This window comes from Roseibium sp. FZY0029, assembly GCF_036350355.1.
GTDB lineage: Bacteria > Pseudomonadota > Alphaproteobacteria > Rhizobiales > Stappiaceae > Roseibium.
This window is the reverse complement of sequence record NZ_JAZDVZ010000009.1, coordinates 43581-69565: the sequence shown is the minus strand read 5'-3', so window position 1 is coordinate 69565 and position 25985 is coordinate 43581. Positions and strand designations below refer to the sequence as shown.

Genomic DNA, 25985 nt, shown 5'->3' with positions numbered 1-25985 from the left:
GAGATGGACGTGCTGAAACGCCTCCTCACGAACGCCAAGCTGGCAACGCTCACCGCCAACGGAGAGCCCTACGGCCTGATTGAGGACGGTGCGCTGGTGATTGAGGGCGGCCGGATCTCCTGGATCGGCAAGACCGCCGATCTGCCGTCTCACTATGCCTCGCTCAACGCAGATGATCTCGGCGGACGGCTGGTGACCCCGGGGCTGATCGATTGCCATACTCACGTTGTTTTCGGCGGCGACCGGGCACGCGAATTCGAAATGCGCCTTGAGGGCGCAAGTTACGAGGAAGTCGCCCGCGCCGGCGGCGGCATCGTTTCCACGGTCAAGGCAACGCGCGCGGCCAGCGAAAAGCAGCTTCTGGAAGCCGCCCTGCCCCGCGTCGATGCGCTGATCGCCGAGGGCGTCACCGCCATCGAGATCAAGTCAGGCTATGGCCTCGACCGGGAAACAGAGCTGCGCATGCTGCGCACCGCCCGCAAGATCGGCAAGCTGCGCCCGATCACCGTCAAGACCAGCTTTCTGGGCGCCCATGCCATCCCGGCCGAATACAAGGACAAGGCCGATACCTATCTGGAAAAGGTCTGCCTGCCGGCGCTGGAAGCCGCCCACGCCGAAGGTCTGGTGGATGCCGTAGACGGTTTTTGCGAAGGCATCGCCTTTTCGCCGGAACAGATCGGCAAGGTGTTCGACAAGGCCAAACAGATCGGGCTGCCGGTGAAGCTGCATGCTGAGCAGCTTTCCAACCTGAACGGCGCGGCGCTGGCGGCTTCCTACGGTGCGCTTTCCGCCGACCATCTGGAATATCTCGATGAAGCCGGCGTCAAGGCGATGGCCCAAAGCGGGTCTGTTGCCGTGCTTTTGCCAGGCGCCTTCTACACTTTGCGTGAAACGCAGTATCCGCCGCTCGATCTGCTGCGCAAGCACAAGGTGCCCGTCGCGCTGGCAACGGACTGCAATCCGGGATCCTCGCCGCTCACGTCGCTGCTCCTGACCATGAACATGGGCTGCACCTTGTTCCGCATGACACCGGAAGAAGCGCTGGCCGGCGTCACCCGCGAAGCCGCCCGGGCGCTTGGTCTTGATGATCAAGGCACGCTGGCACCCGGCAAGCGGGCGGATCTGGCCGTGTGGAACGTCAGCCACCCGGCGGAGCTTTCCTACCGGATCGGCTTCAATTCCCTCTTCAAACGCATTTTCGGAGGCTCTGAATGAGCGCCCTCACCCTGACGCCGGGTTCTGTCACCCTGGCGGATCTGGAACGCATCTACCGGGAAGAGCTGCCGGTGCGCATCGATCGTGCGGCGGAAGCTGCGATCAACCTTGCCTCCGAACGGGTTGCCAAGGCGGCCCGGGGCAGCGAGGCCGTTTACGGCGTCAACACCGGCTTCGGCAAGCTCGCAAGCGTCAAGATCGCCCCGGAAGACACGGCAACCCTGCAACGAAACTTGATCCTCTCCCATTGCTGCGGCGTCGGCGAACCGCTCGACAAGACCACCACCCGCTTGATGATGGTGCTGAAGCTGCTCTCGCTCGGTCGCGGCGCTTCTGGCGTGCGCTTCGAAGTGATGAAGCTGATCGAGGAATGCCTGGAAAAGAACGTCACGCCAATGGTGCCCTCGCAAGGGTCCGTCGGCGCTTCCGGTGATCTTGCCCCGCTGTCCCACATGACCGCCGTCCTGATCGGCGAAGGCGAAGCCGACTTCGATGGCACCCGCATGCCCGGCGGCGAAGCCCTGGCCAAGGCGGGATTGACCCCGGTCGTGCTTGGCCCCAAGGAAGGCCTTGGCCTGATCAACGGCACGCAGTTTTCGACCGCCTGTGCGCTCACCGGCCTGTTCGACGCCTGGCGTCTGGCCGAGGCGACCCTGATGACCGCCAGCCTTTCCACCGACGCCATCATGGGCTCGACGGCGCCGCTTCTGCCGGAAATTCATGAACTGCGCGGCCATCGCGGCCAGATCGAAGTGGCAAGCGCCATGCGCGCGATCATGGACGGCTCGGAAATCCGCGAAAGCCACCGGGAAGGCGATACCCGCGTGCAGGATCCCTACTGCATCCGCTGCCAGCCGCAGGTGGCTGGCGCCTGTGTCGACCTTTTGCGCATGGCGGCCTGTACGCTCGAGATCGAAGCCAATGCGGCAACCGACAATCCGCTGGTTCTGATCGATGCCGACCGGATCGTTTCCGGCGGCAACTTCCACGCCGAGCCCGTCGCCTTTGCCGCCGACCAGATTGCACTGGCGATTGCCGAACTCGGCGCGATTTCCCAGCGCCGTGTTGCGCTGATGGTCGACCCGACGCTTTCCTTCGATCTGCCGCCCTTCCTTGCCAAGGATCCGGGCCTGAACTCCGGCATGATGATCGCCGAAGTGACCACTGCCGCCCTGATGAGCGAGAACAAGCATCTCGCCAACCCATGCTCGACGGACTCCACCCCAACCAGCGCCAACCAGGAAGACCATGTCTCCATGGCGGCCCACGGCGCCCGCCGCCTTGCCCGCATGAACGCCAACCTCAGCCAGATCCTGGGGGTTGAACTGCTGTGTGCTGCCGAGGGCATCGAGCACCGCGCCCCGCTGAAGACCAGCGCATCCCTTCAAACGGTGATGAGCGCTCTTCGTGGCGTCGTCCCCCCGCTGGAAAAGGACCGCTACATGGCACCGGATCTGGAAACAGCGGCCACCCTGATCCGCAGCCGCAAGCTAATGTCCACGGTTTCGGCCGACCACATGATCACGCTGGGAGACGCTCATGCAGCCGGTTGACGTCATTCGCGGAGACGGCCCGGTCGTTCTCGGCGTGCCCCACGCAGGCACCTTCGTGCCGGAGGACATCAAGGCCCGCTTCAACGACATCGGCCTGAAGCTGGCCGACACCGACTGGCATGTGGACCGGCTTTATTCAGGTCTCCTGCCCGGTACGACCATGGTGAAGGCCAACTTCCACCGTTACGTGATCGACGCCAACCGCGATCCGGAAGGCGCCAGCCTTTATCCGGGCCAGAACACCACGACCCTTTGCCCGACAATCGATTTCGACGGACGCCCCATCTACCACGCCGGCAAAGAACCGGAGACCGACGAAATCGAAGCGCGGCGCCTGGCCTGGCACGCCCCTTACCACGCTGCCCTTCTGGCGGAACTAGAACGGGTGCGGGCCAGACACGGCGTCGCCATTCTTTACGACTGCCACTCGATCCGCTCGGTCGTGCCATTCCTGTTCGAAGGTACGCTGCCAGACTTCAACACAGGCACCAACAATGGCACAACCTGCGCCAGCGCGATCGAAGCTGCCGTCGTCAGCCGGACGGAAGCCGCGGAAGGCTATGCGTCGATCCTCAACGGCCGCTTCAAGGGCGGCTGGACGACACGGTATTACGGCCGGCCGGCCGAAGGCTTTCACGCCATCCAGATGGAACTCGCCCAGAAGACCCATCTTGCCACCGAAGACACGCCCTTTGCCTATGACGAGGTCAAGGCCGACCGGCTTCGGGTCCATCTCAAGGACATCCTGAGCGCGCTGGAAACCCTCGCGCCTGCCTTATTCCAGAACAACACCCAGGGAGCGAACAATGACTGATCGCCGCCACAACGCCCGCGACGTTTTCCCGCCCACCGGCACCGAGCTCAACACCAAGTCCTGGTTGACCGAAGCTCCGCTACGCATGCTGATGAACAACCTTCATCCGGATGTGGCTGAAAACCCGCATGAGCTGGTTGTCTACGGCGGCATCGGCCGCGCCGCGCGCACCTGGGACGATTTCGACCGCATCGTCGCAAGCCTGAAGACTCTTGAGGAAGACGAGACGCTGCTGGTGCAGTCCGGCAAGCCTGTCGGTGTCTTCAAGACCCACAAGGACGCTCCGCGCGTTCTGATCGCAAATTCCAACCTGGTGCCGAACTGGGCCAACTGGGACCATTTCCACGAGCTGGATAAGAAGGGCCTGGCCATGTACGGCCAGATGACCGCCGGGTCCTGGATCTATATCGGCACGCAGGGCATCGTGCAGGGCACCTATGAAACCTTCATGGAAGCCGGCCGCCAGCACTACGAAGGCAACCTGAAGGGCCGCTGGATCCTGACCGGTGGTCTCGGCGGCATGGGTGGCGCCCAGCCGCTGGCCGCCGTCATGGCCGGCGCCTGCTGCCTTGCCGTCGAATGCGACGAGAAAAGCGCCGACTTCCGCCTGCGCACCCGCTACGTCGATGAAAAGACCCATTCTCTCGACGAGGCCCTCGCCCTGATCGACCGCTGGACCAAGGCAGGCGAAGCCAAGTCCGTGGCCCTGATCGGCAACGCCGCCGATGTTTTCTCGGAACTGGTGAAGCGTGGCGTGAAGCCGGACATCGTCACCGACCAGACCTCCGCCCACGACCCGGTCAACGGTTACCTGCCGCAGGGCTGGACCGTTGCCGAATGGCGCGCCAAGGCTGAGACCGACCCGAAGGCCGTCGAAAAGGCCGCGCGTGCGTCCATGAAGGTGCATGTCGCCGCCATGGTCGATTTCTGGAACATGGGTGTGCCGACGCTCGATTACGGCAACAACATCCGTCAGGTGGCCAAGGAAGAAGGCCTGGAAAACGCTTTCGCCTTCCCGGGTTTCGTTCCCGCCTACATCCGCCCGCTGTTTTGCCGCGGCATCGGCCCGTTCCGCTGGTGCGCGCTCTCCGGCGATCCGGAGGACATTTACAAGACCGACGCCAAGGTGAAGGAACTGATTCCGGACGATCAACACCTGCACAACTGGCTGGACATGGCGCGCGAGCGCATTTCCTTCCAGGGCCTGCCGGCACGCATCTGCTGGGTCGGCCTCGGCCAGCGTCATCGCCTCGGCCTTGCCTTCAACGAAATGGTCCGCAACGGCGAGCTGAAAGCGCCGATCGTGATCGGGCGCGACCATCTGGACAGCGGCTCGGTCGCTTCGCCCAACCGCGAAACCGAAGCCATGAAGGACGGTTCCGACGCCGTTTCCGACTGGCCGCTTCTGAACGCCCTGCTCAACACCGCTTCCGGCGCGACCTGGGTGTCGCTCCACCATGGCGGCGGCGTCGGCATGGGCTTTTCCCAGCACTCGGGTATGGTCATCTGCTGCGACGGCACGGAAGATGCTGACCGGCGGATTGGCCGGGTGCTGTGGAACGATCCGGCAACGGGCGTGATGCGTCACGCGGATGCCGGCTACGAGATCGCGCTCGACTGCGCGAAAGAACAGGGGCTTAACCTGCCGGCCATACTGGGTCATCCTGCATCCTGATGGACGCAGATAGATGACCCGGCAACTATCGTGCGTTCAACTTTCTGCTTTCATGGTCAAACATCAAAGCAGGTTGATCCTGGGAAAACAATCAAGCACGGCGGGACGCTTCGATCCTTGAACCTGACTGAGGGGTAATACCATGAAGAGACGTGATTTTCTGAAAGCCGGCGCTACCGGCACGGCCGCCGTTGCGGCCTCCACCCTGGCCGCACCTGCCATCGCGCAGGACGTGCACCAGTGGCGCATGGTCACCGCATGGCCGAAGAACCTGCCCGGCCCGGGTGTCGCTGCCCAGATGCTCGCAGACCGCATCACCGCGCTGTCTGGTGGCCGCATCGAGGTGAAACTCTTTGCCGCCGGCGAAATCGTTCCGGGCAACGGCGTGTTCGATGCCGTCGGCCAGGGCACGGCGGAGCTCTATCACGCGGTTCCCTCCTATTGGGGTTCCAAGTCCAAGGGCATCCTGCTGTTCGGTTCGCAGCCGTTTGGTCTGACTGCTCCGGAACAGGCCGGCTGGATGATCCATGGTGGCGGTCAGGCCCTCTATGACGAAATCTATGCCCGCTTCAACCTGAAGCCGTTCCTGTGCGGCAACTCCGGACCGCAGTGGGCCGGCTGGTTCCGCAACGAGATCAACAGCGTTGACGACCTGAAGGGCATGAAGTTCCGCTCCACCGGTCTGGCTTCGGAAATGTGCTCCAAGCTCGGCATGGCGGTTCAGGCCATGAGCGGCCCGGCCATGTTCCAGGCGCTTCAGTCCGGTGCACTCGATGCCGGCGAGTTCATTGGCCCGTGGACCGACAGCGCACTCGGCTACTATCAGATCGCCAAGAACTACTATTGGCCGGGTGTCGGCGAGCCGTCTTCGGCAGAAGAATGTGCCGTCAACCTGGAAGCCTACAACGCTCTGCCGGACGACCTGAAGGAAGCCGTACAGCGTGCCTGCGCCAGCCTCTACAACGACGTTCTGACGGAATACAACACCAAGCATGCCCAGGCGCTGACCCAGCTGGTCAACGATCACGGCGTGATGGTGAAGAAGCTTCCGGACGACGTCATTGTCGCCATGGGCAATGCCGCCGGTGAAGTCATCGCCGACCTCCGTGCGGACGAAGACGAACTGGTGAAACGCATCACCGAAAGCTTCCTCGCCTACCGCAAGCTGATGCGCGAGTACATGCCCTACGCCGACAACGGCCAGATGAATGCACGTATGCTCGACTACAACTACGACTGATCGGGCACTCGTCACACCCACATCGGGGAAACGTGCTTTCCTCGATGTGGCCGCGTTTCATCATCCCTGTCTTTCGCCTGAGGGGAACCAGTGGCCTGTCTGACAGATCGTCACCTTGTTCCGGCACGCGTGGCCGATCCTTCGAGACAGCGCTTTGCGCTTCCTCAGGATGGGGCTCTGGGTGGGGATGGGTCTTCCTCGTGACTTGGCAAATGGACAAATCACGTTGCCCCTGCTTTCGTCATCCCATGGCTCGACCATGGGATCCATTCCGTTTCCTCTCCACCCCTGAGGTCGTTTCGAGGTAACGGCATGGTTTGCAGGGTCGAGCCCTGCAATGAAGAATATCCGGCAGGTTTGAAACTGCGGGGAGGCCAGGAGGTTTGAAGGTGCCTATCAATGACCCCCCTCCACTTGTCATCCCGGACGGAGCGAAGCGCAGATCCGGGATCCAGTACACCGCAGCCGAGCGGTGTTCAGCGTTGGGGTCAACGGTTACTGGTTCCCCGCCTTCGCGGGGATGACAATAACAGAGACTTCGACACCTTACCCCGCAGACGGCAGCCGGGCCGCAAGCGGATCGAGAAAGCAGGACAGATTGCGATGGAAAAACTGGCGGGCGCGCTGGAGCGTGTCAATTCGGTGATAGGCAACACGCTGTGCTGGGCGGCGCTGTTGATGCTGCTGCTGCAATTCACCATCGTTCTGCTGCGCTATGTCTTCGGCTACAGCTTCATCTTTCTCGATGAGGGCGTGCTGTATTTCCACGCGGCGATCTTCATGCTCGGTGCCGGCTACACGTTCCTCGTCAATGCCCATGTCCGGGTCGACATCTTCTATGCCAAGGCCAGCGAGCGTGCGAAGGCGTGGATCGATATCTTCGGTCACCTGTTTCTGCTGACGCCGGCGCTCGTCGTTCTGATCTGGTTTTCCTGGCCGTCCGTGCGCGGTAGCTGGGCTATTCTGGAAGGACCGATTTCGGTTGGCGGCATCCCGGCCTCCTTCCTGTTGAAATCCCTCATTCCCGCCTATTGCGTGCTGCTGCTGATCCAGGGTGTGGCCGCCTTCATCCGCGATGTTCAGAAGCTGAAAGGCGCCAGCGCATGAGCCTGCCTCTCGATCTCATCATGTTCGGTGCGCTGATCGCCTTCATCCTGATGGGCTATCCGGTTGCCTTCACCATTGCGGGCGTCGCCACGGGCTTTGCCCTTCTCGGCTGGATGATGGGCGACTTCAACATCCAGCTCATGGGCGCCATGGGCCAGCGTTTCTTCGGCGTTCTTACCAACCCGGTATTGACGGCGATCCCGCTGTTCGTCCTGATGGGCGTCATCCTGGAAAAGAGCCGTATCGCCGAGGATCTTCTGGAAACCATGGGCCGCCTCTTCGGCCGCATGAAAGGCGGCCTCGGTGTTTCGGTCATGCTGGTCGGCGCTTTGCTCGCAGCCTCCACCGGCATCGTCGGCGCAACAGTGGTCGCAATGGGGCTGATCGCTCTGCCGACCATGCTGCGCAACGGCTACGACCCGAAGCTTGCCTCCGGCATGGTTTGCACCGCCGGTACACTCGGCCAGATCATACCGCCGTCCACGCTGTTGATCATTCTGGCCGATGTCATGTCGAACGCCTTCCAGCAAGCGCAATACGCGCAAGGCAAGTTCACCATCGAGACGATCTCGGTCGGTCAGACCTTTGCCGCCGCCATGATCCCCGGCCTGCTGCTTGTCGCGGTCTATTGTGCCTATATCGTCGGCCGGGCCTACCTGTTCCCGAACGACGCACCGGCCATGTCGGAGCATGTCGACCAGCCGTCGGGCCGTGAGATTGCTGCGGCCATCGTGCCACCGATCCTCTTGATCATCGCCGTGCTCGGCTCGATTCTCGGCGGCATCGCCTCGCCCAACGAGGCGGCAGCCGTCGGTGCTGTCGGGGCAATCCTGCTGGCAGGGCGCCGTCTCGGCGTTTCCACAGGCCTGATCGTGCTTGCAACGGCAGCCCTGCTGACGCTTGCGGTTGCCGCGTCTCTCCTGCCGATACGCCTGCAGCGCTCCGACATCAGCACCGGTGGCTATATCATCGCAGCCGTCTATGCGGGTCTTGCGCTGTTTTCCATGGGCGTCGTCCTGCACATTCTGAAGAAGGCTTTCGCGGACGGACTGTTGAAAGCCTCCATGCTCTCGACGCTGACGGTAACCTCGATGATCTTCGCCACGATCCTGATGGCCAGCTTCTTCTCGTTGGTCTTTGTCGGCCTCGGCGGGGAAGACCGGGTGCACGCCATTCTTCAGGAAATGCCGGGCGGCCCGACAGGCGCGCTGATCTTTGCGATGCTGTTTGTCTTCGTTCTCGGCTTCTTCCTGGATTTCGTCGAGATTTCGGTCATCCTGCTTCCGGTCCTGATCCCGCCGCTGATCCTGATGGGCATCGACCCGATCTGGCTGACGGTACTGATTGCCATCAACCTGCAGACCTCGTTCCTGACCCCACCCTTCGGCTTCTCGCTGTTCTATCTCAGGGGCGCCGCACCGAAGGAAATCACCACCGGTCAGATCTACCGGGGCGTCGTGCCCTTCATCGTTCTGCAGATTGTTGCCGTTGCCATCCTGTGGACCTTCCCGATGTTCGCGACCTGGCTACCACGTTGGCTTTACTAGGATTTCCGCGCACCGGTAAAAATCTCTAGCCCGCAGAAAAGCCGCAGCTCAGCCCGCTGCGGCTTTTTTGTACCCATCTATGTCGGACATGGAGTTTCATTCTCTGACGTTTTACGTTATTTTTTCCCAAAGCGAGGGAGAAACGCAAAGAATGGACAGCTTCTGGGGCGCATTTGCCGGTGCTCTTGGCCTGGTTATAGCGCTGGATCCGGATCTGATGGAGATCATCGGCCTGTCCATGCGGGTTACCCTGACGGCTGTCTTCCTGGCCTGCGTGATCGGCCTGCCTCTTGGCGCTGCGGTCGGAACTTTCAACTTTCCCGGAAGAACGCTTGTCGCCGTCATCCTGAACGCGCTGATGGGTCTTCCACCTGTCGTGGTCGGGCTGCTCGTCTATCTGGTGCTATCAGCCTCGGGCCCGCTCGGCCCGCTGCGCCTGCTTTACACACCGACGGCCATGATCATCGCCCAGATGGTGCTGGTGACACCGATCGTCGCCGCGTTGACACGTCAAGTGATCGAGGATCTGAACCGGGAATATGCCGAACAATTCGCCTCGCTCGGCGTCGGTGCCTTCGACCGGCTGACGGCCATGCTCTGGGATGCCCGTTACAGCCTGCTGACGGTCGCGCTGGCCGGGTTCGGCCGCGCGGTTGCCGAAGTGGGGGCGGTCATCATCGTCGGCGGCAACATCAACCACGTCACCCGCGTGATGACCACGACAATCGCGCTGGAAACCTCCAAGGGCAATCTCCAGCTTGCCCTGGCGCTTGGCGTCATCCTGCTGATGATTGCCTTTGCCGTGAATGCCGGTGTCATGGCCCTGCGTGCCTCAGCCGCGAGGGCCGCCTATGCGTGACGCTGCCTTCGACACACCAGGTGCCGCTTCCACGCTGTCGCGCAGCCCTGCAGGGCACGATCCCTTGCTGGATGTCAGAAGCCTTGGCTTTTCGGCGGGCGGCGAAAAGCTGCTGCACGGCGTCGACGTCGCCATTCGCCGTGGATCGCGCACCCTCATCATGGGACCGAATGGGGCCGGCAAGAGCCTCTTGCTCCGGTTGATGCATGGTCTGCTTCAGCCGCAGGAAGGCGCCATCCTGTGGCAAGGTGGCCGGATGGACGCCACCGCCCGGCGCGCTCAGGCCATGGTCTTCCAGCGTCCCGTGCTGCTGCGCCGGTCGGTGATCGCCAACCTCAAGTTCGCCCTGAGCGTCCGCGGCCTGCGCGGCAATGAGCGGGCTGAAAAGGTCAAGAACGCTCTGGAAACAGCCGGCCTCAGTCACCTAGCCCGGCGTCCGGCACGCGTCCTGTCCGGCGGTGAGCAGCAGCGCCTGTCTCTGGTGCGCGCGCTCGCCTGTGAACCAGACCTTCTGTTTCTCGACGAACCGACTGCCAATCTCGACCCGGCCTCCACCGCCGCCATTGAATCCCTGATCCTGGAAGCCAATGCCCGTGGGGTCACCATCGTTCTGGTGACCCATGACGCCGGGCAGGCAAAACGCCTCGGCGAGGATCTGGTGTTTTTGCAGGATGGCACCGTTGTCGAAACGGGACCCGTCGAGAAGGTGCTGACCAACCCGAGAAGCGAACCCGTTCGCGCCTGGCGGGACGGCCGGCTTTACCTTGGACCCAACACCCAATCCCTAAATAATTACCCCGGGAGAAAAAATTGATCAGAAGAGCATTTCTGGCGCTTGCCGCCGCAGTCCTGACGACCGTATTCGTCGGTCAGCCGAGCTTCGCGGAAGACAAATTCATCGTCGTCCAGTCCACCACCTCGACCCAGAATTCGGGTCTGTTCGACTATCTGTTGCCGATTTTCAAGGAAAAGACCGGCATTGAAGTGCGTGTGGTTGCCGTCGGCACGGGCCAGGCCATTAAGAATGCCGCTAATGGCGATGGCGACGTCCTGTTCGTTCATTCCAAACCGTCTGAAGAAAAATTCGTCGCCGACGGTCTCGGCGTCTCCCGCTCCGACGTGATGTACAACGACTTCGTCATTGTCGGTCCGGCTGATGATCCGGCAGGTGTTGCCGGCTCGAAGGATGTTGTCGCCTCGCTGAAGAAAATCGCCGATGCGAAGGCCCCTTTTGCCTCCCGCGGCGATGACAGCGGCACGCACAAGGCAGAGCGTCGCCTTTGGAAAGCCGCCGGCATCGATCCGACCGAAGGCTCGGGCGACTGGTACCGTGAAACCGGTTCCGGCATGGGCGCGACCCTCAACACCGGCACCGGCATGGGCGCCTATGTCATGACCGACCGCGCCACCTGGATCTCTTTCGGCAACAAGGGCGACTACAAGGTTGCCGTTGAAGGCGACCCGATCCTGTTCAACCAGTACGGCGTCATTCTGGTGAACCCGGAAGTTCATGCCCATGTGAAGGCCGAGCTTGGCCAGGAATTCATCGACTGGGTCCTGTCCAAGGAAGGCCAGCAGGCAATTGCCGATTACAAGGTCGACGGCCAGCAGCTGTTTTTCCCGAACGCTGACAAGGGTTCGAGCTGAGCCAGCTCAGCCGCGATCTAAATTTCCGAAGTGAGCGGAGCCAGATAAATTTCTGTGTCGCATGCTCCGCTCATACCTTCCCCCTTCTCTCAAGAGGAGGGGGATTTTTTATGGCCAGGCCCAAGGCATATGGACCTGCCGAAGAGTTCAGCCTCACCCCGGCCGAGCACAAGCGAAGATCAGGGGCCTACTCATTTTCAGGTAGCTGCCTGGAACGGACGGAACGTCTTCAGGAAACCTTGCCTGGGTCAGCAAGCAGCACAGCGAATGCCGCCCGAATCTGCGCTTCACTTATCCCGGATGACCCTATCGAAAGGATTTGTAAAGTGCCGATCATGTGCCTTTGATCAGCCCATTGTGCAGAGAGGCTGGCGGCGGGAACCTCCTGTACCAGTCGTGGTCAGAATTTCCGTTATTCCCCCAATCGCACGGATGAGCTGGAGGTGAAGTCGGCGCTGGAGAAGCGCAGGTGGTCCAGAAGCTGATTGGCACCGATGGCAATCACGAAGATGGCGGCAAACGCGATGAGCATGGCTTTCATTGGGTATCTCCTTCGGATGGCGCCGTCGCCGATTTCAGATAGTCGATCAGGTCGTCGCGGTCTTGCTGTTCCACAATCCGCTGCATCGGCATCTTTGAGCCGGGAATATAGTGGTCGGGCCCGTCGAGGAAAAGCTGGTCGATCGTCGTTTCCGACCAGATGATATCAGATCCCGACAGGGTCGCCGAATAGGGATAGTCCGGCACCGTGCCTGCTCGCCGGCCGAAGATATTGTGAAGCGTCGGTCCGGCCTTGCGCGCGGTGTCGCCGGTCAGGGCATGACAAATGGAGCATTTGCGGGCGAACTGCCGCTCGCCGTTGGACATCTCTTCCGGCTTCTTCAGGAATTTCGGTGTCTCTGTCGCCATCGGATCGGACGAGGCAAGATCCGCCAGAGGCCAGGAATAGACGATGTTCTCGATGCCGCCCGCATGCAACACGTCGCCCTCCTTCGAAAAGGCGAGCGCCCAGATCGGCCCTTTCAGGGCAGCGCGGAAATCCGTTTCCAGCGCCCAGGACTTTGTGTCGAACACCGTAATGTAGCCGTGTCCGTCACCGGTCGCGAGGCGGGAGCCGTCCGGGCTGACGGCCATGGCCAATATCGGACGCCGCTCGAAAGTGAAGTCGTGCAGCCGCTCCCCGGTATCGATATCGACGACCCGCGTCACCCCGTCCTGGGAGCCATAGGCGATCCAGCTCTCCCGCTCGCCCTCGCCGCCAACGGCAATGACGTTGATGCCGAACCCGTTGCGATCGATGACCCGCTTCTCACTGCCGGTTGCGATATCCCAAAGCTTGATCGATCCATCGACCGAAGCGGAATAGAGCTGGCGCCCATCCCGTGAAAACGCAACGGCGTTCACACCGGCAGTGTGCCCGGCCAGATATTGCGGTGCGTCGCCGTCGACCGGCCAGAGGCCGACGCGCGCATCCCAGCTTGCGCTGGCAATCATCGTCTTGTCCGGAGAAACCGCGAGACCCATGATCTTGGCCGTATGCCCTTCCAGAAGTTGGTGGGATCCATCACTTGTGTTCCAGAGGATGAGATCGTTGTCGTCTCCCCCCGAAACCAGGTGACTGCCGTCCAGAAACTGCACCACCTTGACCGCGGCCGCATGGCCTTCCAGCCATTGCGGTGTCCGGCCCGTCCAGAGACCGACCGAATTGTCGAAACTGGCGGTCGCCACCTGCCCGGTCTCGAGCGACACATCGATATCCATGATCGGACCGCCGTGGCCTTTCAGGGTCTGGAAGTCGGCAGCAAGACCCGTTGCTGAAAGGGTGAGCGAAACAGCCAGGGCGGACAACAGGCGATGAAAGCACCTGCGTCCCCACATTCGCGGGAATGACAGCTCGCAAGTGGAGCCACCGCACGAAGCGCCTCCAGCCTCGCGGCCGAAGCACCCATGCGGCAGGTTTTGCGTTCCAGCCGACAGTTCTTTCCTGCAGACCGATCCGATCATGTCGGGCTGGGCCTATTCGGCCGGAACCGGCTTGTCACCGCTCGGATGTTTGGCGGCAGCGAGCTTTTCCGCTTCCCTCATTTCCTCAACCCACAGGCCGTGGTGTTCCTTCGCCCATTGCAGCTCAACCTCGCCGGAGCCCATGGCGTCGAAAGCGCCTTCCATCCCGATGGAGCCGATGTAGATATGCGCCAGGATCAACGCCATCATCACGAAGGCAACAATGGCGTGCCAAAGCTGCGCGAACTGCATTTCCTCATGCGGTGCAAGTTCGGTCGGCAATGTGCCGAGCCCGACCAGTTGTGGCAGACCCAGGGTGTTGAGCTTTTCGAAGGTGGCCGCGAACATCGGCATTTCGAAGGGGAACAGCAGCGACAGCCCGGAAACGGAAACCGATGCGCCCAGCACGATCACACCCCAGAACACCAGCTTCTGGCCAAAGTTGAACTTCTTGGCCGGCGGATGCACGCCCTTCTTGAAGAGCCCGCCCCCGACCGCGATCCATTTCAGGTCCGTCTTGTTGGGAATGTTGTGCGCCACCCACATCACGAACACCATGATCAGGCCCAGCATGAAGGCCCAGCCAACATTGTTGTGGATCCATTTGGAGAAATGGGCGACAGGCGCGAAGGCTTCCTTGCCGATCAGCGGGATAATGACAAAGCGTCCGAAAAGCGTCAGCAGGCCGGTGATCGCAAGCAGAACAAAGGAGCCTGCCACCAGCCAGTGCCCGAAGCGCTCGATAGCCTTGAAGCGAGTGATGGTGTAGCCGGTCTTTTCTCCGTCGATGCGGATGCGGCCACGAATGAGATAGAAGAGCGCCAGCAGAACAATTGTTCCACCCAGGAGCCAGGCACCATAGGTCGCCAGCGGCCCCTTACGCCATTCCAGCCAGCGCATGCCGCCATCCTGCATCAGCACGGTTGCCGCGAAGCCGCCGGACGTCGTAGTCACGTCGGCAGAGCCGTATCTCAGCGCCCGCCAGAGTTCCGGATCCGATACGCCGCCGAGCGTGCCGAGCTGAGAGGACATGGCCGCCGCATCGTTCGGATCGCCGGTGTTGTTGCGGCGGAAGTCGTAGTCGACGTTCTCGCCGCGCTGGCGTTTCATGATGTCTTCCAGGGTCTGCGCGCCGCCGGTCGCGGACCGGTCGGCGGACGTATCCTGTGCAAGCCCGGTCCCCAGACCTGCCCCGAGAAAGGCCAGAAGAACAAGCAAAGCCATAGTCACGCGTTTCATGACCGCAAACCTCTTTGTCGATTGCAACCGGAGACGAGCAGGGCGGCCTAAAGCCGCCCCGCCTACGTTTCTTTCAGGCTTGACCCGAGAGGTGACGGACAGTCCGATAATCCGGACCGCCCTCACCCTTCAGGATCAGCCGCCTTTCTGGCCGTAAGCGGTGCCCCAGCCCCAAGCGCCCGAGCCGAAGCCGCGAGCCACCACGCGTTCACGGTAGATGGCCGACACGACGTCGCCATCGCCCGCAAGCAGGGCCTTGGTGGAGCACATTTCCGCGCAGAGCGGCAATTTGCCTTCCGCGATACGGTTACGACCGTATTTCGCGAACTCTGCGGTGGAGTTGTTTTCTTCCGGACCACCGGCACAGAAGGTGCATTTGTCCATCTTGCCGCGCGAACCGAAGTTACCCGCTTGCGGGAACTGCGGTGCGCCGAACGGACAGGCGTAGAAGCAGTAGCCGCAGCCAATGCACAGGTCCTTCGAGTGAAGAACCACGCCTTCTTCGGTCTGGTAGAAACAATCCACCGGGCACACCGCCATACAGGGTGCATCCGAGCAGTGCATGCAGGCCACGGAGATCGACCGTTCGCCCGGTTTGCCATCGTTGATGGTCACCACCCGGCGGCGGTTGATGCCCCACGGCACCTCATGCTCGTTCTTGCAGGCCGTGACGCAGGCATTGCACTCAATGCAGCGTTCAGCGTCACAAAGGAACTTTGATCTTGCCATTTGTTGTCCTCCTTACGCTGCCGAGATCTTGCAGAGAGTGGCCTTGGTCTCTTGCATCTGAGTCACCGAGTCATACCCGTAGGTCTGAGCGGTGTTGGCACTTTCCCCAAGCACATAGGGGTCGGCGCCTTTCGGATACTTGGACCTGAGATCCTCACCCTGGTAATGACCGCCGAAGTGGAACGGCATGAAGGCAACGCCTTCGCCGACACGTTCGGTCACCATTGCCATGACCTTGACCTTGCCGCCTTCCGGGCCTTCGACCCAGACCTGTGCGCCGTCCCGCACCCCGAGATTGTTGGCATCCCGCGGATTGATTTCGACGAACATGTTCTGCTGGAGTTCAGCCAGCCACGGGTTCGACCGGGTTTCGTCCCCGCCGCCCTCGTATTCGACCAGACGGCCGGACGTGAGGATGATCGGGAAGTCCTTGGAGAAGTCGTTCTTCTGGATCGACGCATAGAGCGTCGGAACACGCCAGAACGACTTGTCGGCATAGGTCGGATAATCCGCGACCAGATCCCGACGGTTGGAGTACAGCGGCTCGCGGTGCAGCGGCACCGGATCCGGGAAGGTCCACACGACCGCACGAGCCTTTGCGTTGCCGAAAGGCGCGCAGCCGTGTTTGATCGCCACCCGCTGAATGCCGCCCGACAGGTCGGTCTTCCAGTTGAGTGTGGAAGTCTTCTCGTTGAAATCGGAGGGAACGGCTGTCATCGACTGTTCGCCGACTTCCTCGTTCTTGCCCGATGTCGCGTCACCACCGCCATCATTGGCGCTGGACATTTTCTGCTGCATCTCCAGGCCGACGATCTTCGCCATGACCTGCCGTTCTTCGTCGGTGAGATCGCCGTCCCAACCGAGATCGACCAGCATCTGCATGGTGAATTCCGGATAGCCGTCCTGAATTTCCGCACCCGGGTTGGAGACGCCCTCTGCCAGAAGGTTCTGGCCGTCACGCTCCACACCGAAACGGGCACGGAAGCACAGACCGCCTTCGGCCACCGGCATGGACATGTCGTAGAGGTTCGCGGTGCCCGGATGTTTCATTTCCGGAGTGCCCCAGCACGGCCACGGCATGCCGTAGAACTCGCCGTCGTTCGGGCCGCCAACCGCCCTCAGGGTGGTGCGGTCGAACGTATGCTGGTTGGCCATATGCGACTTCAGCCGCTCCGGCGACTGGCCGGTATAGCCGATGGTCCACATGCCGCGGTTAAACTCGCGCGTCAGGTCCTCGATGTTCGGCTCGTCACCATCCATCGCAATGTTCCGGAAGAGACGGTCGTCGAAACCGAACTTCTTGGCAAACATGGCCATGATGACGTGGTCGGGCTTGGATTCGAACAGCGGTGCAACCACCTGTTCGCGCCATTGCAGCGACCGGTTGGACGCGGTTACCGACCCGCGGGTCTCGAACTGGGTCGAGGCCGGCAGCAGGTAACAGCCGTCCGTGCGATCATGCAGGATTGCTGAAACGGTCGGATAGGGATCGACCACGACCAGGAGGTCGAGCTTTTCCATTGCCTGTTTCATTTCCGGCAGACGGGTCTGGGAGTTCGGGGCATGGCCCCACAGAACCATCGCACGGGTGTTGTCCGGCTGTTCAAGGTTTTCCTTGGCTTCCAGCACGCCGTCGATCCAGCGGCTGACCGGGATACCCTTCAGGTTCATCATGGCCTTGTCTTTGCCGTCAGCACCCTTGATGGTGCCGAAGCGGCCTTTCAGCCAATCCAGATCTTCTTCCCAGACGCGGGCCCAATGTGCCCAGGAGCCGGCCGTCAGGCCGTAGTAACCCGGCAGCGTGTCGGCGAGAACACCAAGGTCGGTCGCGCCCTGCACGTTGTCGTGGCCACGAAAGATGTTGGTGCCGCCACCGGCGGTGCCCATGTTGCCGAGCGCAAGCTGCAGGATGCAGTAGGCGCGGGTGTTGTTGTTGCCGTTGGTGTGCTGGGTGCCGCCCATGCACCAGATCACGGTGCCCGGACGGTTGTTGGCCAGCGTCCGCGCCACGCGCTTCACCTGGCTTTCCGGCGCACCGGTTACACGCTCGACTTCCTCGGGCGTCCAGTTGGCGACTTCCTCGCGGATCTGGTCCATGCCCCACACGCGGGTGCGGATGAACTCCTTGTCTTCCCAGCCGTTTTCAAAGATATGCCAGAGAATGCCCCAGACGAGGGCAACGTCCGACCCCGGACGGAAGCGGACATATTCGTCGGCATGGGCCGCGGTGCGGGTGAAGCGCGGATCACAGACGATCAGCGGTGCGTTGTTCTGTTCCTTGGCGCGCAGCACGTGCAGCAGGGAGACGGGGTGTGCCTCCGCCGGATTGCCGCCGATGATGAAGATCGCCTTGGAATTGTGGATGTCGTTGTAGCTGTTGGTCATGGCGCCGTAGCCCCATGTGTTGGCTACGCCGGCAACCGTCGTGGAGTGGCAGATACGTGCCTGGTGGTCGACGTTGTTCGTCCCCCAGTAGCCTGCGAACTTGCGGAACAGATAAGCCTGCTCGTTGCTGTGCTTGGCAGAGCCGAGCCAGTAGACGCTGTCCGGACCGCTTTCGTCGCGGATCTGCAGCATCTTGTCGCCGATCTCGTTGATCGCCTCTTCCCAGCTGATCCGCTTCCACTCGCCGCCTTCCTTTTTCATCGGATATTTCAGGCGGCGTTCGCCATGGGCGTGTTCGCGGACGGAAGCTCCCTTGGCGCAGTGAGCGCCCAGATTGAACGGGCTGTCCCAACCGGGCTCCTGCCCGACCCAGACGCCGTTGGAAACTTCGGCGATGACGGTACAGCCAACCGAGCAGTGCGTGCAGATCGATTTAACGGTCTTCACGGCGTCGCCGGTGGATTGTGCCTTGGCTTTGGTGACCGTTCCCCCGGTCACGGTGATGGCGGCCAAGCCACCTGCGGCAAGACCGGATCCTTTAAGGAACGTGCGGCGGTCAACCGACTTGTGTGCAGCGTCTTTCAGGATACTTGCACCTTGGGGGCGTCTCGCAACCCCATTGGTCTTTTTCCTAAGCATATTGCCCTACCTTGCTTGTATCAGACCCTGATACGGCTGGGTGATGTGTGAACCGGCGTCCGGGCGTTTCGCAACCATGGCCGGGTAAATCGTAACAAGGTCCGGCTAGAACCGGGCGCTGTCGTAGTAGGCACGGGTATGAACCGTGTCCTGCATCTTGTTGGAAGCCAGGTCGGGCTCAGCCGCTTCAGCGGTGGTTCCGGCGGTAACCGTGGTAACGGCGACCGGGGCGGAAATTGCCGCCAGCTTCAGGAAGTCCCGGCGGCCTGTCCCCTCTTTCGGGTGTGCCGTTTCGGGTTGTTTCATTGTCGCATTCCTCCTTTAGTCAGAGAGATGGCGCAGCCACCCCGTTTCAGATGCAATCGTCAGTTCGAGATCATCTCGAAGCCCTGTGCCTCGATTTCCATGAACTGGCGCCCCAACGATCCGACAGCGCCGTAGAACACGGAGGTTCCGGACGCTTCCAGATCGGTAAAGAAGTGTATCGCCCACGGTTCGATGTGGGCATTGAAGAACGTTTTCTGCTCGCTGAGGGATGTCACCTTGCCGAAGCGGCCGAGAATCATGCCGGCCATCATCTCCATCAGCGAGGCAATGTTGTCTTCCGGTTCGTGCTTGTCTTGGGCACGTTCGATCCCCCGCTCCGCCATATCCTGACGGAGCCTGGCCAGCGGCTTTTCATTGAGAAATCCGGTCAGATAATAGCTGGCGTAGGGCAGCAGTTCTCCGCGCCCGAGGCCGATAAAAAGGGCGTTGAACTCACGCTCGGCTGTTTCCGGTGTCGTTACCGCGGCAATTTTTGAGAGCGCGCCAAGGGCGCTGCCAAGCGGCGTGTCGCCGACCTGCAATCCTGCAATCTGCTCAAGCAGCTCAGCCCCGGCCGGGCGCGCGAGCACCAGTGCCAGAAAATCGTACAATTCGGACCGGGCCTGATCTTCCGGTTCGATAATGAATTCCCTCGCCACAACGGCCATTCTAGCCTTTATCCTCCCACACGCACGCGGTGCTTATCTGGCGCAACATCTTCTTAGACTTTAGTATTAATCGAAGTCGAATCGCATTCGGCGCCGCTTCGGCGCGTGCTCTTCTTTGGCTTCGACCAGTGCTGTTTCTTCGGCCACAATAGTTCCAATTTCGCTAATTTGCACCGCCTCGTCTGTTTGCGTCAATCGAATAGATGTTTTTCCATTTTCGTCATCAGTATGTTGCGTTGCGTCAAGTTCTTCTTGTTGCGGCGCAGCAGAATCACTTTGCTCGCGAAGCATTTCACTGCGCGCGGCCGATGAGGTCTCCGGGTTATCTGACGTAGCGGTTTCAGCGACTTTTTTCAAAAATCCACGGCCAACCTGATAGGCGGTTTTCACCACCTGACCGGCAGTCGCGGCATCGGTATAATCGTCTTCGTAATCGTTCAGGCCGTCGAGATTGGCCAGCACGGGGTTGGACAGCCAAAGGCGTCGCAGCGCCCGCCGACGCAGCCGTTCCGGCACCGTCTTGGCAAGGAAGCGGGTAAAATCGTCATCCTTCTGAAGGCTGTCCGGATCCGGCAGGCCCAGCTCTTCCAGGATTTCCGCGTCAGTCTTTTCTTCCAGTTCGACTCGCTTTGCGGTTTCAAGCTCCGCGTCGCGGCGCTCGGTCTCGGCAGCTTCGGCTTCGCGCACCGCGGCCTTGCGCCTCGACCAGAAATCCAATGGCTTGTCGTCGCCGGAACTCACTGCAAAGTATCCTTCTTGCGAGCCCCCGGCGCCCGGTACACATCGGCAAGCTGCCGGATGCGCGGGTCGCCGACACCTTCTTCCTCAAGATCGATACGGTGCATGTCACGCTGGCGCTTGTAAAAGATTTCCTCTTCGTGGTGCATATCCACAAATTCCCGGATCCAGGCAATCAGCCCCGGTGGCATCGGCACCTTTTCAACGAAAACCTCGGCGGAATCCGTATAGTCCAGGCCTTCGTGAGCCGACGCCGTCATGTGAAGCACTTCGACGGGGATCCCCGGTTCGAGTTCCGGCGCGGGCCGCATCACGACGTAGACCGAGGGAACCTTGTCGGACAGTGCGATCAGATAGGCTTCGGTCTGGGTATGGTGCAGCTCCAGGCTCAAGGTGACAGCATGATATTCAACCGTGTCTCCCTCTGCCCGCAGCATTTTCCAGTCCGCCGGCGCAGCCCCCGGCAACAGGGACACAGGCAGCCAGGTCCATTTCTGCCAGCGTGTCACGCCAGGCCGCCTGCGCACCACCACGCCAACAGGCATGACGCGCGTTCTTTCCCTCGTCACGGACAACCTACCTTCCCGTCCACCGGTTCGCTCCGGCCCTCTTCTGAAGTTCACCAAGATGCTGTAGCACGCAACTGTAATTTCAACCCCCGCGGAAGTCGAACTTGACGCACGCGCTTCAGCGCCCTTGATATGTGGTTCGGATATGTCTGACAAATCACTGAAGAATCGGTTTCGGACGATCCGGGAGAGGACGCGCACGCTATGACGCAACCAAGGCTGCTGCTTTGCGATTGCCTGAACACACAGGCTATCGACGCAGGGCAGATCGAACAGGCGACAGGACTGTCCTGTTCAAAGATCCACACAGAACTTTGCCGCGGCGAAGCACCGCAGGCCGCCGAGGCGCTGCAGGCGGGCAATGTGATCATCGCTTGCCAGCAGGAACGCCTGGCGTTCGAGGATCTGGCTGCCGACCTCGAAGCGGAAGAACCTCTTTTCGTCGACCTGCGCGACCGCGCCGGCTGGACCGCCGATAGCCGCAGCGTCTCTCCCAAGATGGCCGCGCTGATCGCAGAAGCTATCCTGCCCTCCCCAGGCGCAAAGGTTGTCGACGTCACCTCTGAGGGCACTTGCCTCATCCTTGGCGACGCGGAAGCAGCGCTCGCCGCGGCGGACCATCTGTGCGAGCTCCTGAGCGTTACCGTGCTGCTCGACCCCGCCGACGAACCGCCCTTGGCCGACGACCGGCGTTTCGACATCGTTCGCGGTCGGCTGACAACGGCGACCGGGGCGCTTGGAAAGTTCAGGATCGGTTTCGACGCGTTGCAGGAGCGCATTCCCGGTGGACGGGGGGCCTTCAACTGGACCGATCCCAAGAGCGGCGGACGCACGGAATGCGATATCCTGCTGGATCTGCGCCGGGCGCAGCCGCTTTTCCCCGCACCGGAAAAGCGCGAAGGCTACCTGCGGGCAGACCCGGGCAATGCAGCCGCCTTCACCAAAGCGCTGCTTGAAGCCTCTCAACTTGTCGGCACTTTCGAAAAACCTCTTTACGTCCGCCTGGACGAGCAGCTTTGCGCCCATTCCAGAGCGCGGAAAACCGGCTGCACCCGCTGTCTCGATCTCTGCCCGACCGGTGCCATCACCCCGGACGGCGACCACGTGTCGGTTGATACGATGGTCTGCGCCGGATGCGGAAGCTGTTCGGCCGTCTGCCCGTCCGGCGCCATCAGCTACGACGCGCCGCCAGTCAGCAACACCTTCCAGCGTTTGCAGACGCTGGCGGCCACCTGGCGGAAACTGAGCTCCGATAACCCACGTCTTCTCGTTCACGACGGCAACCATGGTGCGGAATTGATCCGCCTAGGTGCGCGCTACGGCAAGGGCTTGCCTGCGGACGTCATTCCGCTGGAAATGGAGGCTCTCGCCAGCTTCGGCCACGCGGAAAGTCTGGCAGCACTTGCCTGCGGGTTCAGCGATGTGACCCTGTTGCTGTCGCCCGCCACGGAAAAGGAAGGCATGCCCTTCCAGGCCGACCTCGCCAATAAAATCGCCGGCAATGAACGCGTGTCGCTGATTTCCCCAACCGATCCGGACGAACTGGAAGAGTTTCTCTACCGCGACCCGCAACCGGTTGCGGGCGTGCAGCCGATCCTGCCGCTCGGCTCCCGACGGCAAATCACGCGCCTTGCGGCCAAGGCGCTCAACGAACCGGGCAAGGTCATTCCACTTCCCGCGGGTGCTCCCTACGGCGCGGTCGAACTGAACCAGGATGCCTGCACGCTCTGTCTGTCCTGTGTCTCCCTCTGCCCGTCAGGGGCGTTGAAGGAAAATCCCGACGCGCCGCAGCTTCGCTTTCAGGAAGACGCCTGCCTTCAATGCGGCATCTGCACGACGATCTGTCCGGAAAAGGCCCTGTCTCTGAACCCGCGTCTGGACCTTTCGGACGACGCGCTGCGGGCCAAGGTTCTGAAGGAAGAAGAGCCGTTCAACTGCATTGAATGCGGCAAGCCCTTCGGCGTCCGTTCGACCGTGATGCGGCTGACGGAAAAGCTCGCCGGCAAGCATGCCATGTTCCAAGACAACAAGGCCATCCAGCTTATCCAGATGTGCGACGATTGCCGTGTGAATGCCGTCTACCATTCGGAAAACAACCCGTTTGCCTCCGCGGAACGCCCGCGCGTGCGCACGACGGACGACTACATCAGCAAGCGGCGCGATCATTGAACCGGATGAGACAGGATCACTGGTACTGGATCGGCGCTCCGAGGTCTGCAGGAGGAATGCGGGAGACAAAGGCCAGGATCGCATCGAGGTCTTCAAGCGTCATCTCCACCGGAACGATGGGCGATGGCCGAGTGATGTCGAAGGGTTCGGTCACGCCGTCGATCACCGTGAAGGCCGGATGCGGGTTGAGCGCGAAAAACGCCTCGAACCGCATTTGCCAGTCCGTGAAGCTGCGCATCACCGCAAAGGAAGGTGACGAGCCGATGGTCGACAGGCGCGTTGCCTCATTTACCATGTGGCAGCGCCCGCAATGGAGCACGGCCAGCTGTTCGCCGCGAATGGCATCACCCGAGAGCAGCACCGGGCCGGAATCGTCGTCCTGCTTCAGCGCGGCGGTGAACACCTGTTTTCCATTCGCCTCAAAGGCATCGACCGTCCGCCGTCCAATGTCGCCGGTCAGCCAGTCCCGAAAGCGGACGGCATGCTCATTGGCATCGTCAAGGGTGCTAAGAACCCACGTCTTGCCCAGCCCGGAGAACACCGCCCGTCCCGAAGGATCGTCGGAAAGGCGCAGTTCGGAAGGCTCGGTGTCACCGACGATTTCGATGCGGACACCGGTCTTGAGCGAAAAGCGCGGCAACAGGTATTGGAGGAAGCCGGTTTCCACGATCGCGTCCGGCACGCCAAGCCGGAAGGACCGTGACTGGGCTGTCACCGGGGTGTGCAACAGGATGCCGGTCAAAAGGGCAACGGCGAGAATGATCAAGGCACGGCAGCCCACGCGCTTCCTCCCTCACGTTGCTGGCCACATGCGCTAGGGTAGGTTTCAATTTGGCGCGCAGTCAATGCGCACCGCATTCAACAGGAGAACAAGATGAGCGACGATTTCAACATGTCCATGCGCAAGTTCCTGAAGCAGGTCGGCGTGACCTCGCAGCAGGCCATTGAAAAGGCAGTGCGCGAAGCTGGCCCCAGCGCCGGAAAAACCTACAAGGTGAAAGCCGTGGTCACGATCGAGGAACTCGGTCTGGAGCATGTGGTCACCGGTGAAATCGAAGGGCAGGACTGACGTGCCACTAACGCGTGAAGCCGCCCTGTCGGTTCTGAAAACGATCAAGGACCCGGCCAGCGGCGAGGACATTGTCGCCTCCGGCATGATGCGCGCATTGCGGGTGAACGGTGGCTCGGTCCGCTTCGTTCTTGAGGTCGATCCACGGCGCATGGACGAGATGGAAACTCTCGCGTCCGAAGCGGAAAGAAAGCTTGGAGCCCTGGAAGATTGTGAGAGCGTTCAGGTGGCTCTGACCTCCCATTCGGACCAACCGGCCGCGCAAGCCGTCCCACCCGCAGCGCCCAAACCGAACGCGCCTCAACCGATTCGGGCGAAACCGGCCGCCCCGGGAGCCACCGGGCCGCAGAAGGTGCCGGGCATCGACCGGGTGATCGCCGTAGCTTCTGGCAAGGGCGGTGTTGGCAAGTCGACCGTTGCGGCCAATCTTGCCTGCGCACTGGCCGCCGAAGGCCGCAAGGTCGGACTGCTGGATGCCGATGTCTACGGGCCGTCTCAGCCCAAGATGCTGGGCATCTCAGGGCGGCCGACCTCGCCGGACGGCCAGATGATCCTGCCGCTGCGCAATCACGGCGTCACCATGATGTCCATCGGCCTGATGACTTCGGGCGACGAAGCCGTCGCCTGGCGGGGACCGATGCTGATGGGCGCATTGCAGCAGATGATGACGCAGGTGCAATGGGGCGCGCTCGATGTGCTGATCGTCGACCTGCCGCCCGGCACAGGTGATGTCCAGATGACGCTCTGCCAGAAATTTGCCGTCGACGGGGCGATCATCGTTTCGACACCGCAGGACGTTGCCCTGATCGATGCGCGCAAGGGCATCAGCATGTTCAACCAGATGCAGGTGCCGCTCATCGGCATGATCGAGAACATGTCGACCCACATCTGCTCCAACTGCGGCCACGAGGAACATGTCTTTGGCCATGGCGGCGTAGCCGAGGAAGCGGAAAAGCTCGGTGTTCCCCTGTTGGCCGAGGTGCCTCTTCATCTCAACATCCGCCTTGCCGGCGATGGCGGCACGCCGATTTCGATCAAGACGCCCGAAGCCCCGGCAGCTTCCGTGTTCCGCCAGCTCGCGCGGACCCTGATCGCGGAGGGCAACGCATGAGCGAGGTGCAGTTTCCGCCGCTGTTTCAGGGGGAAGCGCTGACCGGCCAGGCTGATCCGTTCGAACGTGCCCTGGCGCTTGCCATCACCGGCACGGACCCCGGCACGGTTGTCTATAACCTTGGCGGGGAACGCCTGCGGGCCGCGCTGATCTTCGCGCCGGAAGTACCGCTGGAACAGGCCATGGCTGTCCTGCCAGTCTGCGGTCTGGGGTTTCAGGCAGCCCTTGGCACGCTTGCACCGCCGGAGGTTGCCGTTCACCTGGAGTGGGATGGCCGGATCCGCGTCAACGGCGCGGTTTGCGGACGCATGCGCGTCAGGGCCTCCACAGAGGATCCGGAGGCAACGCCGGACTGGTTGATCCTCGGTCTGGAACTCAACATGACCAGCCGTAAATCGAGTCCTGGCAAGGACCCGGACCGGACGTGGCTGTCCGAAGAAGGCTGCGGTGAGATCACCGCCGCCCAACTTCTGGAGTGCTGGGTGCGCCACAGCCTCTACTGGCTCAACCGCTGGCTCGACGACGGCCCGCGCCCTGTTCACGCCGAGTGGCGCGGCCTTGTCTGGGCCATTGGCGAAACTGTGGAAGTCGACGGAACCTCCGGCACATTCGTCGGCGTCGATGAAAATTTTGGTATGCTGCTGCGAACGGATGCGGACACGGTCCTGATCCCGCTTTCCAGCCGTCTTGAGGATTAACCGG

The 25985-nt window shown here is 61.6% G+C and carries 24 protein-coding genes; 14 read left to right on the top strand and 10 right to left on the bottom strand.

The annotated features are described in order from the left end of the window. Positions 1 to 3: 3 nt before the first annotated feature. The 10 genes from hutI (at position 4) to V1T76_RS23095 (ending at position 11657) form a co-directional block, all read left to right on the top strand. Positions 4 to 1215 (top strand): imidazolonepropionase, encoded by a 1212-nt coding sequence (gene hutI / locus V1T76_RS23140; protein WP_330563228.1) that lies wholly within the window; start codon positions 4 to 6, stop codon positions 1213 to 1215. Then, on the top strand, positions 1212 to 2768 hold the full coding sequence (gene hutH, locus V1T76_RS23135; protein WP_330563051.1) for a histidine ammonia-lyase: 1557 nt from the start codon (positions 1212 to 1214) through the stop codon (positions 2766 to 2768). Before hutI ends, hutH begins: the two co-directional genes overlap by 4 nt. Beyond that, positions 2755 to 3582, top strand: a complete 828-nt coding sequence (gene hutG / locus V1T76_RS23130) for an N-formylglutamate deformylase (RefSeq protein ID WP_330563050.1) — start codon at positions 2755 to 2757, stop codon at positions 3580 to 3582. Before hutH ends, hutG begins: the two co-directional genes overlap by 14 nt. After that, on the top strand, positions 3575 to 5257 hold the full coding sequence (gene hutU, locus V1T76_RS23125; protein ID WP_330563049.1) for a urocanate hydratase: 1683 nt from the start codon (positions 3575 to 3577) through the stop codon (positions 5255 to 5257). Before hutG ends, hutU begins: the two co-directional genes overlap by 8 nt. Before the next feature lie 142 nt (positions 5258 to 5399). After that, a complete protein-coding gene (locus tag V1T76_RS23120) occupies positions 5400 to 6497 on the top strand; it encodes a TRAP transporter substrate-binding protein (protein ID WP_330563048.1) in 1098 nt (365 codons plus the stop codon). 603 nt (positions 6498 to 7100) lie between these two features. Next, positions 7101 to 7604, top strand: a complete 504-nt coding sequence (locus V1T76_RS23115) for a TRAP transporter small permease subunit (protein WP_330563047.1) — start codon at positions 7101 to 7103, stop codon at positions 7602 to 7604. Next, positions 7601 to 9151: a TRAP transporter large permease gene (locus tag V1T76_RS23110; protein WP_330563046.1), complete on the top strand. Its 1551-nt coding sequence runs from the start codon at positions 7601 to 7603 to the stop codon at positions 9149 to 9151. The genes V1T76_RS23115 and V1T76_RS23110 overlap by 4 nt, the downstream gene beginning before the upstream one ends. 151 nt (positions 9152 to 9302) lie before the next feature. Further along, positions 9303 to 10010 (top strand): ABC transporter permease, encoded by a 708-nt coding sequence (locus tag V1T76_RS23105; RefSeq protein WP_330563045.1) that lies wholly within the window; start codon positions 9303 to 9305, stop codon positions 10008 to 10010. Next, on the top strand, positions 10003 to 10824 hold the full coding sequence (locus tag V1T76_RS23100; protein WP_330563044.1) for an ATP-binding cassette domain-containing protein: 822 nt from the start codon (positions 10003 to 10005) through the stop codon (positions 10822 to 10824). The genes V1T76_RS23105 and V1T76_RS23100 overlap by 8 nt, the downstream gene beginning before the upstream one ends. Then, entirely contained in the window at positions 10821 to 11657 is an 837-nt protein-coding gene (locus tag V1T76_RS23095) for a substrate-binding domain-containing protein (protein WP_330563043.1), read from the top strand. The genes V1T76_RS23100 and V1T76_RS23095 overlap by 4 nt, the downstream gene beginning before the upstream one ends. Before the next feature lie 412 nt (positions 11658 to 12069). Here the strand turns inward: V1T76_RS23095 and V1T76_RS23090 are convergent, their stop codons facing one another. The 9 genes from V1T76_RS23090 to V1T76_RS23050 form a co-directional block, all read right to left on the bottom strand. Beyond that, positions 12070 to 12198, bottom strand: a complete 129-nt coding sequence (locus tag V1T76_RS23090) for a hypothetical protein (RefSeq protein WP_330563042.1) — start codon at positions 12196 to 12198, stop codon at positions 12070 to 12072. Then, a complete protein-coding gene (locus V1T76_RS23085; protein WP_330563041.1) occupies positions 12195 to 13505 on the bottom strand; it encodes a c-type cytochrome in 1311 nt (436 codons plus the stop codon). The genes V1T76_RS23090 and V1T76_RS23085 overlap by 4 nt, the downstream gene beginning before the upstream one ends. A 168-nt stretch (positions 13506 to 13673) precedes the next feature. Further along, positions 13674 to 14900, bottom strand: a complete 1227-nt coding sequence (locus V1T76_RS23080) for a formate dehydrogenase subunit gamma (protein ID WP_330563040.1) — start codon at positions 14898 to 14900, stop codon at positions 13674 to 13676. Between the two features lie 135 nt (positions 14901 to 15035). Next, positions 15036 to 15629, bottom strand: a complete 594-nt coding sequence (fdh3B, locus tag V1T76_RS23075; RefSeq protein ID WP_006937368.1) for a formate dehydrogenase FDH3 subunit beta — start codon at positions 15627 to 15629, stop codon at positions 15036 to 15038. Between the two features lie 12 nt (positions 15630 to 15641). Further along, the gene (locus V1T76_RS23070) at positions 15642 to 18653 is read right to left on the bottom strand and encodes a formate dehydrogenase subunit alpha (protein ID WP_330563039.1); all 3012 of its coding nucleotides are present in this window, start codon (positions 18651 to 18653) and stop codon (positions 15642 to 15644) included. A 105-nt stretch (positions 18654 to 18758) separates the two neighbouring features. Beyond that, positions 18759 to 18959: a twin-arginine translocation pathway signal protein gene (locus V1T76_RS23065; RefSeq protein WP_330563038.1), complete on the bottom strand. Its 201-nt coding sequence runs from the start codon at positions 18957 to 18959 to the stop codon at positions 18759 to 18761. Between the two features lie 59 nt (positions 18960 to 19018). Next, positions 19019 to 19627, bottom strand: a complete 609-nt coding sequence (locus V1T76_RS23060; protein ID WP_330563037.1) for a TorD/DmsD family molecular chaperone — start codon at positions 19625 to 19627, stop codon at positions 19019 to 19021. Positions 19628 to 19693: 66 nt separating this feature from the next. Next, on the bottom strand, positions 19694 to 20368 hold the full coding sequence (locus tag V1T76_RS23055) for a DUF3306 domain-containing protein (protein WP_330563036.1): 675 nt from the start codon (positions 20366 to 20368) through the stop codon (positions 19694 to 19696). Further along, positions 20365 to 20910, bottom strand: a complete 546-nt coding sequence (locus tag V1T76_RS23050) for a DUF3305 domain-containing protein (protein WP_330563035.1) — start codon at positions 20908 to 20910, stop codon at positions 20365 to 20367. The genes V1T76_RS23055 and V1T76_RS23050 overlap by 4 nt, the downstream gene beginning before the upstream one ends. A gap of 228 nt (positions 20911 to 21138) precedes the next feature. Between V1T76_RS23050 and V1T76_RS23045 the strand changes: the two genes are divergently transcribed. Then, complete coding sequence (locus tag V1T76_RS23045; RefSeq protein ID WP_330563034.1) at positions 21139 to 23103, top strand: 4Fe-4S binding protein; 1965 nt, start codon at positions 21139 to 21141, stop codon at positions 23101 to 23103. A 16-nt stretch (positions 23104 to 23119) separates the two neighbouring features. Here the strand turns inward: V1T76_RS23045 and V1T76_RS23040 are convergent, their stop codons facing one another. Then, positions 23120 to 23884 carry a hypothetical protein gene (locus V1T76_RS23040; protein WP_330563033.1) on the bottom strand — a complete coding sequence of 255 codons (765 nt, stop codon included), beginning with the start codon at positions 23882 to 23884 and terminating at the stop codon, positions 23120 to 23122. 93 nt (positions 23885 to 23977) lie between these two features. Here V1T76_RS23040 and V1T76_RS23035 point away from each other — a divergent pair, with 93 nt between their 5' ends. Genes V1T76_RS23035 through V1T76_RS23025 form a run of 3 tightly spaced genes read left to right on the top strand, consistent with a single transcriptional unit; the run spans position 23978 to position 25981 of the window. Further along, on the top strand, positions 23978 to 24172 hold the full coding sequence (locus V1T76_RS23035) for a DUF6494 family protein (RefSeq protein WP_006937395.1): 195 nt from the start codon (positions 23978 to 23980) through the stop codon (positions 24170 to 24172). 1 nt (position 24173) lies between these two features. Next, on the top strand, positions 24174 to 25283 hold the full coding sequence (locus tag V1T76_RS23030) for an Mrp/NBP35 family ATP-binding protein (RefSeq protein ID WP_330563032.1): 1110 nt from the start codon (positions 24174 to 24176) through the stop codon (positions 25281 to 25283). Beyond that, on the top strand, positions 25280 to 25981 hold the full coding sequence (locus V1T76_RS23025) for a biotin/lipoate--protein ligase family protein (protein ID WP_330563031.1): 702 nt from the start codon (positions 25280 to 25282) through the stop codon (positions 25979 to 25981). The genes V1T76_RS23030 and V1T76_RS23025 overlap by 4 nt, the downstream gene beginning before the upstream one ends. Positions 25982 to 25985: the final 4 nt, after the last annotated feature.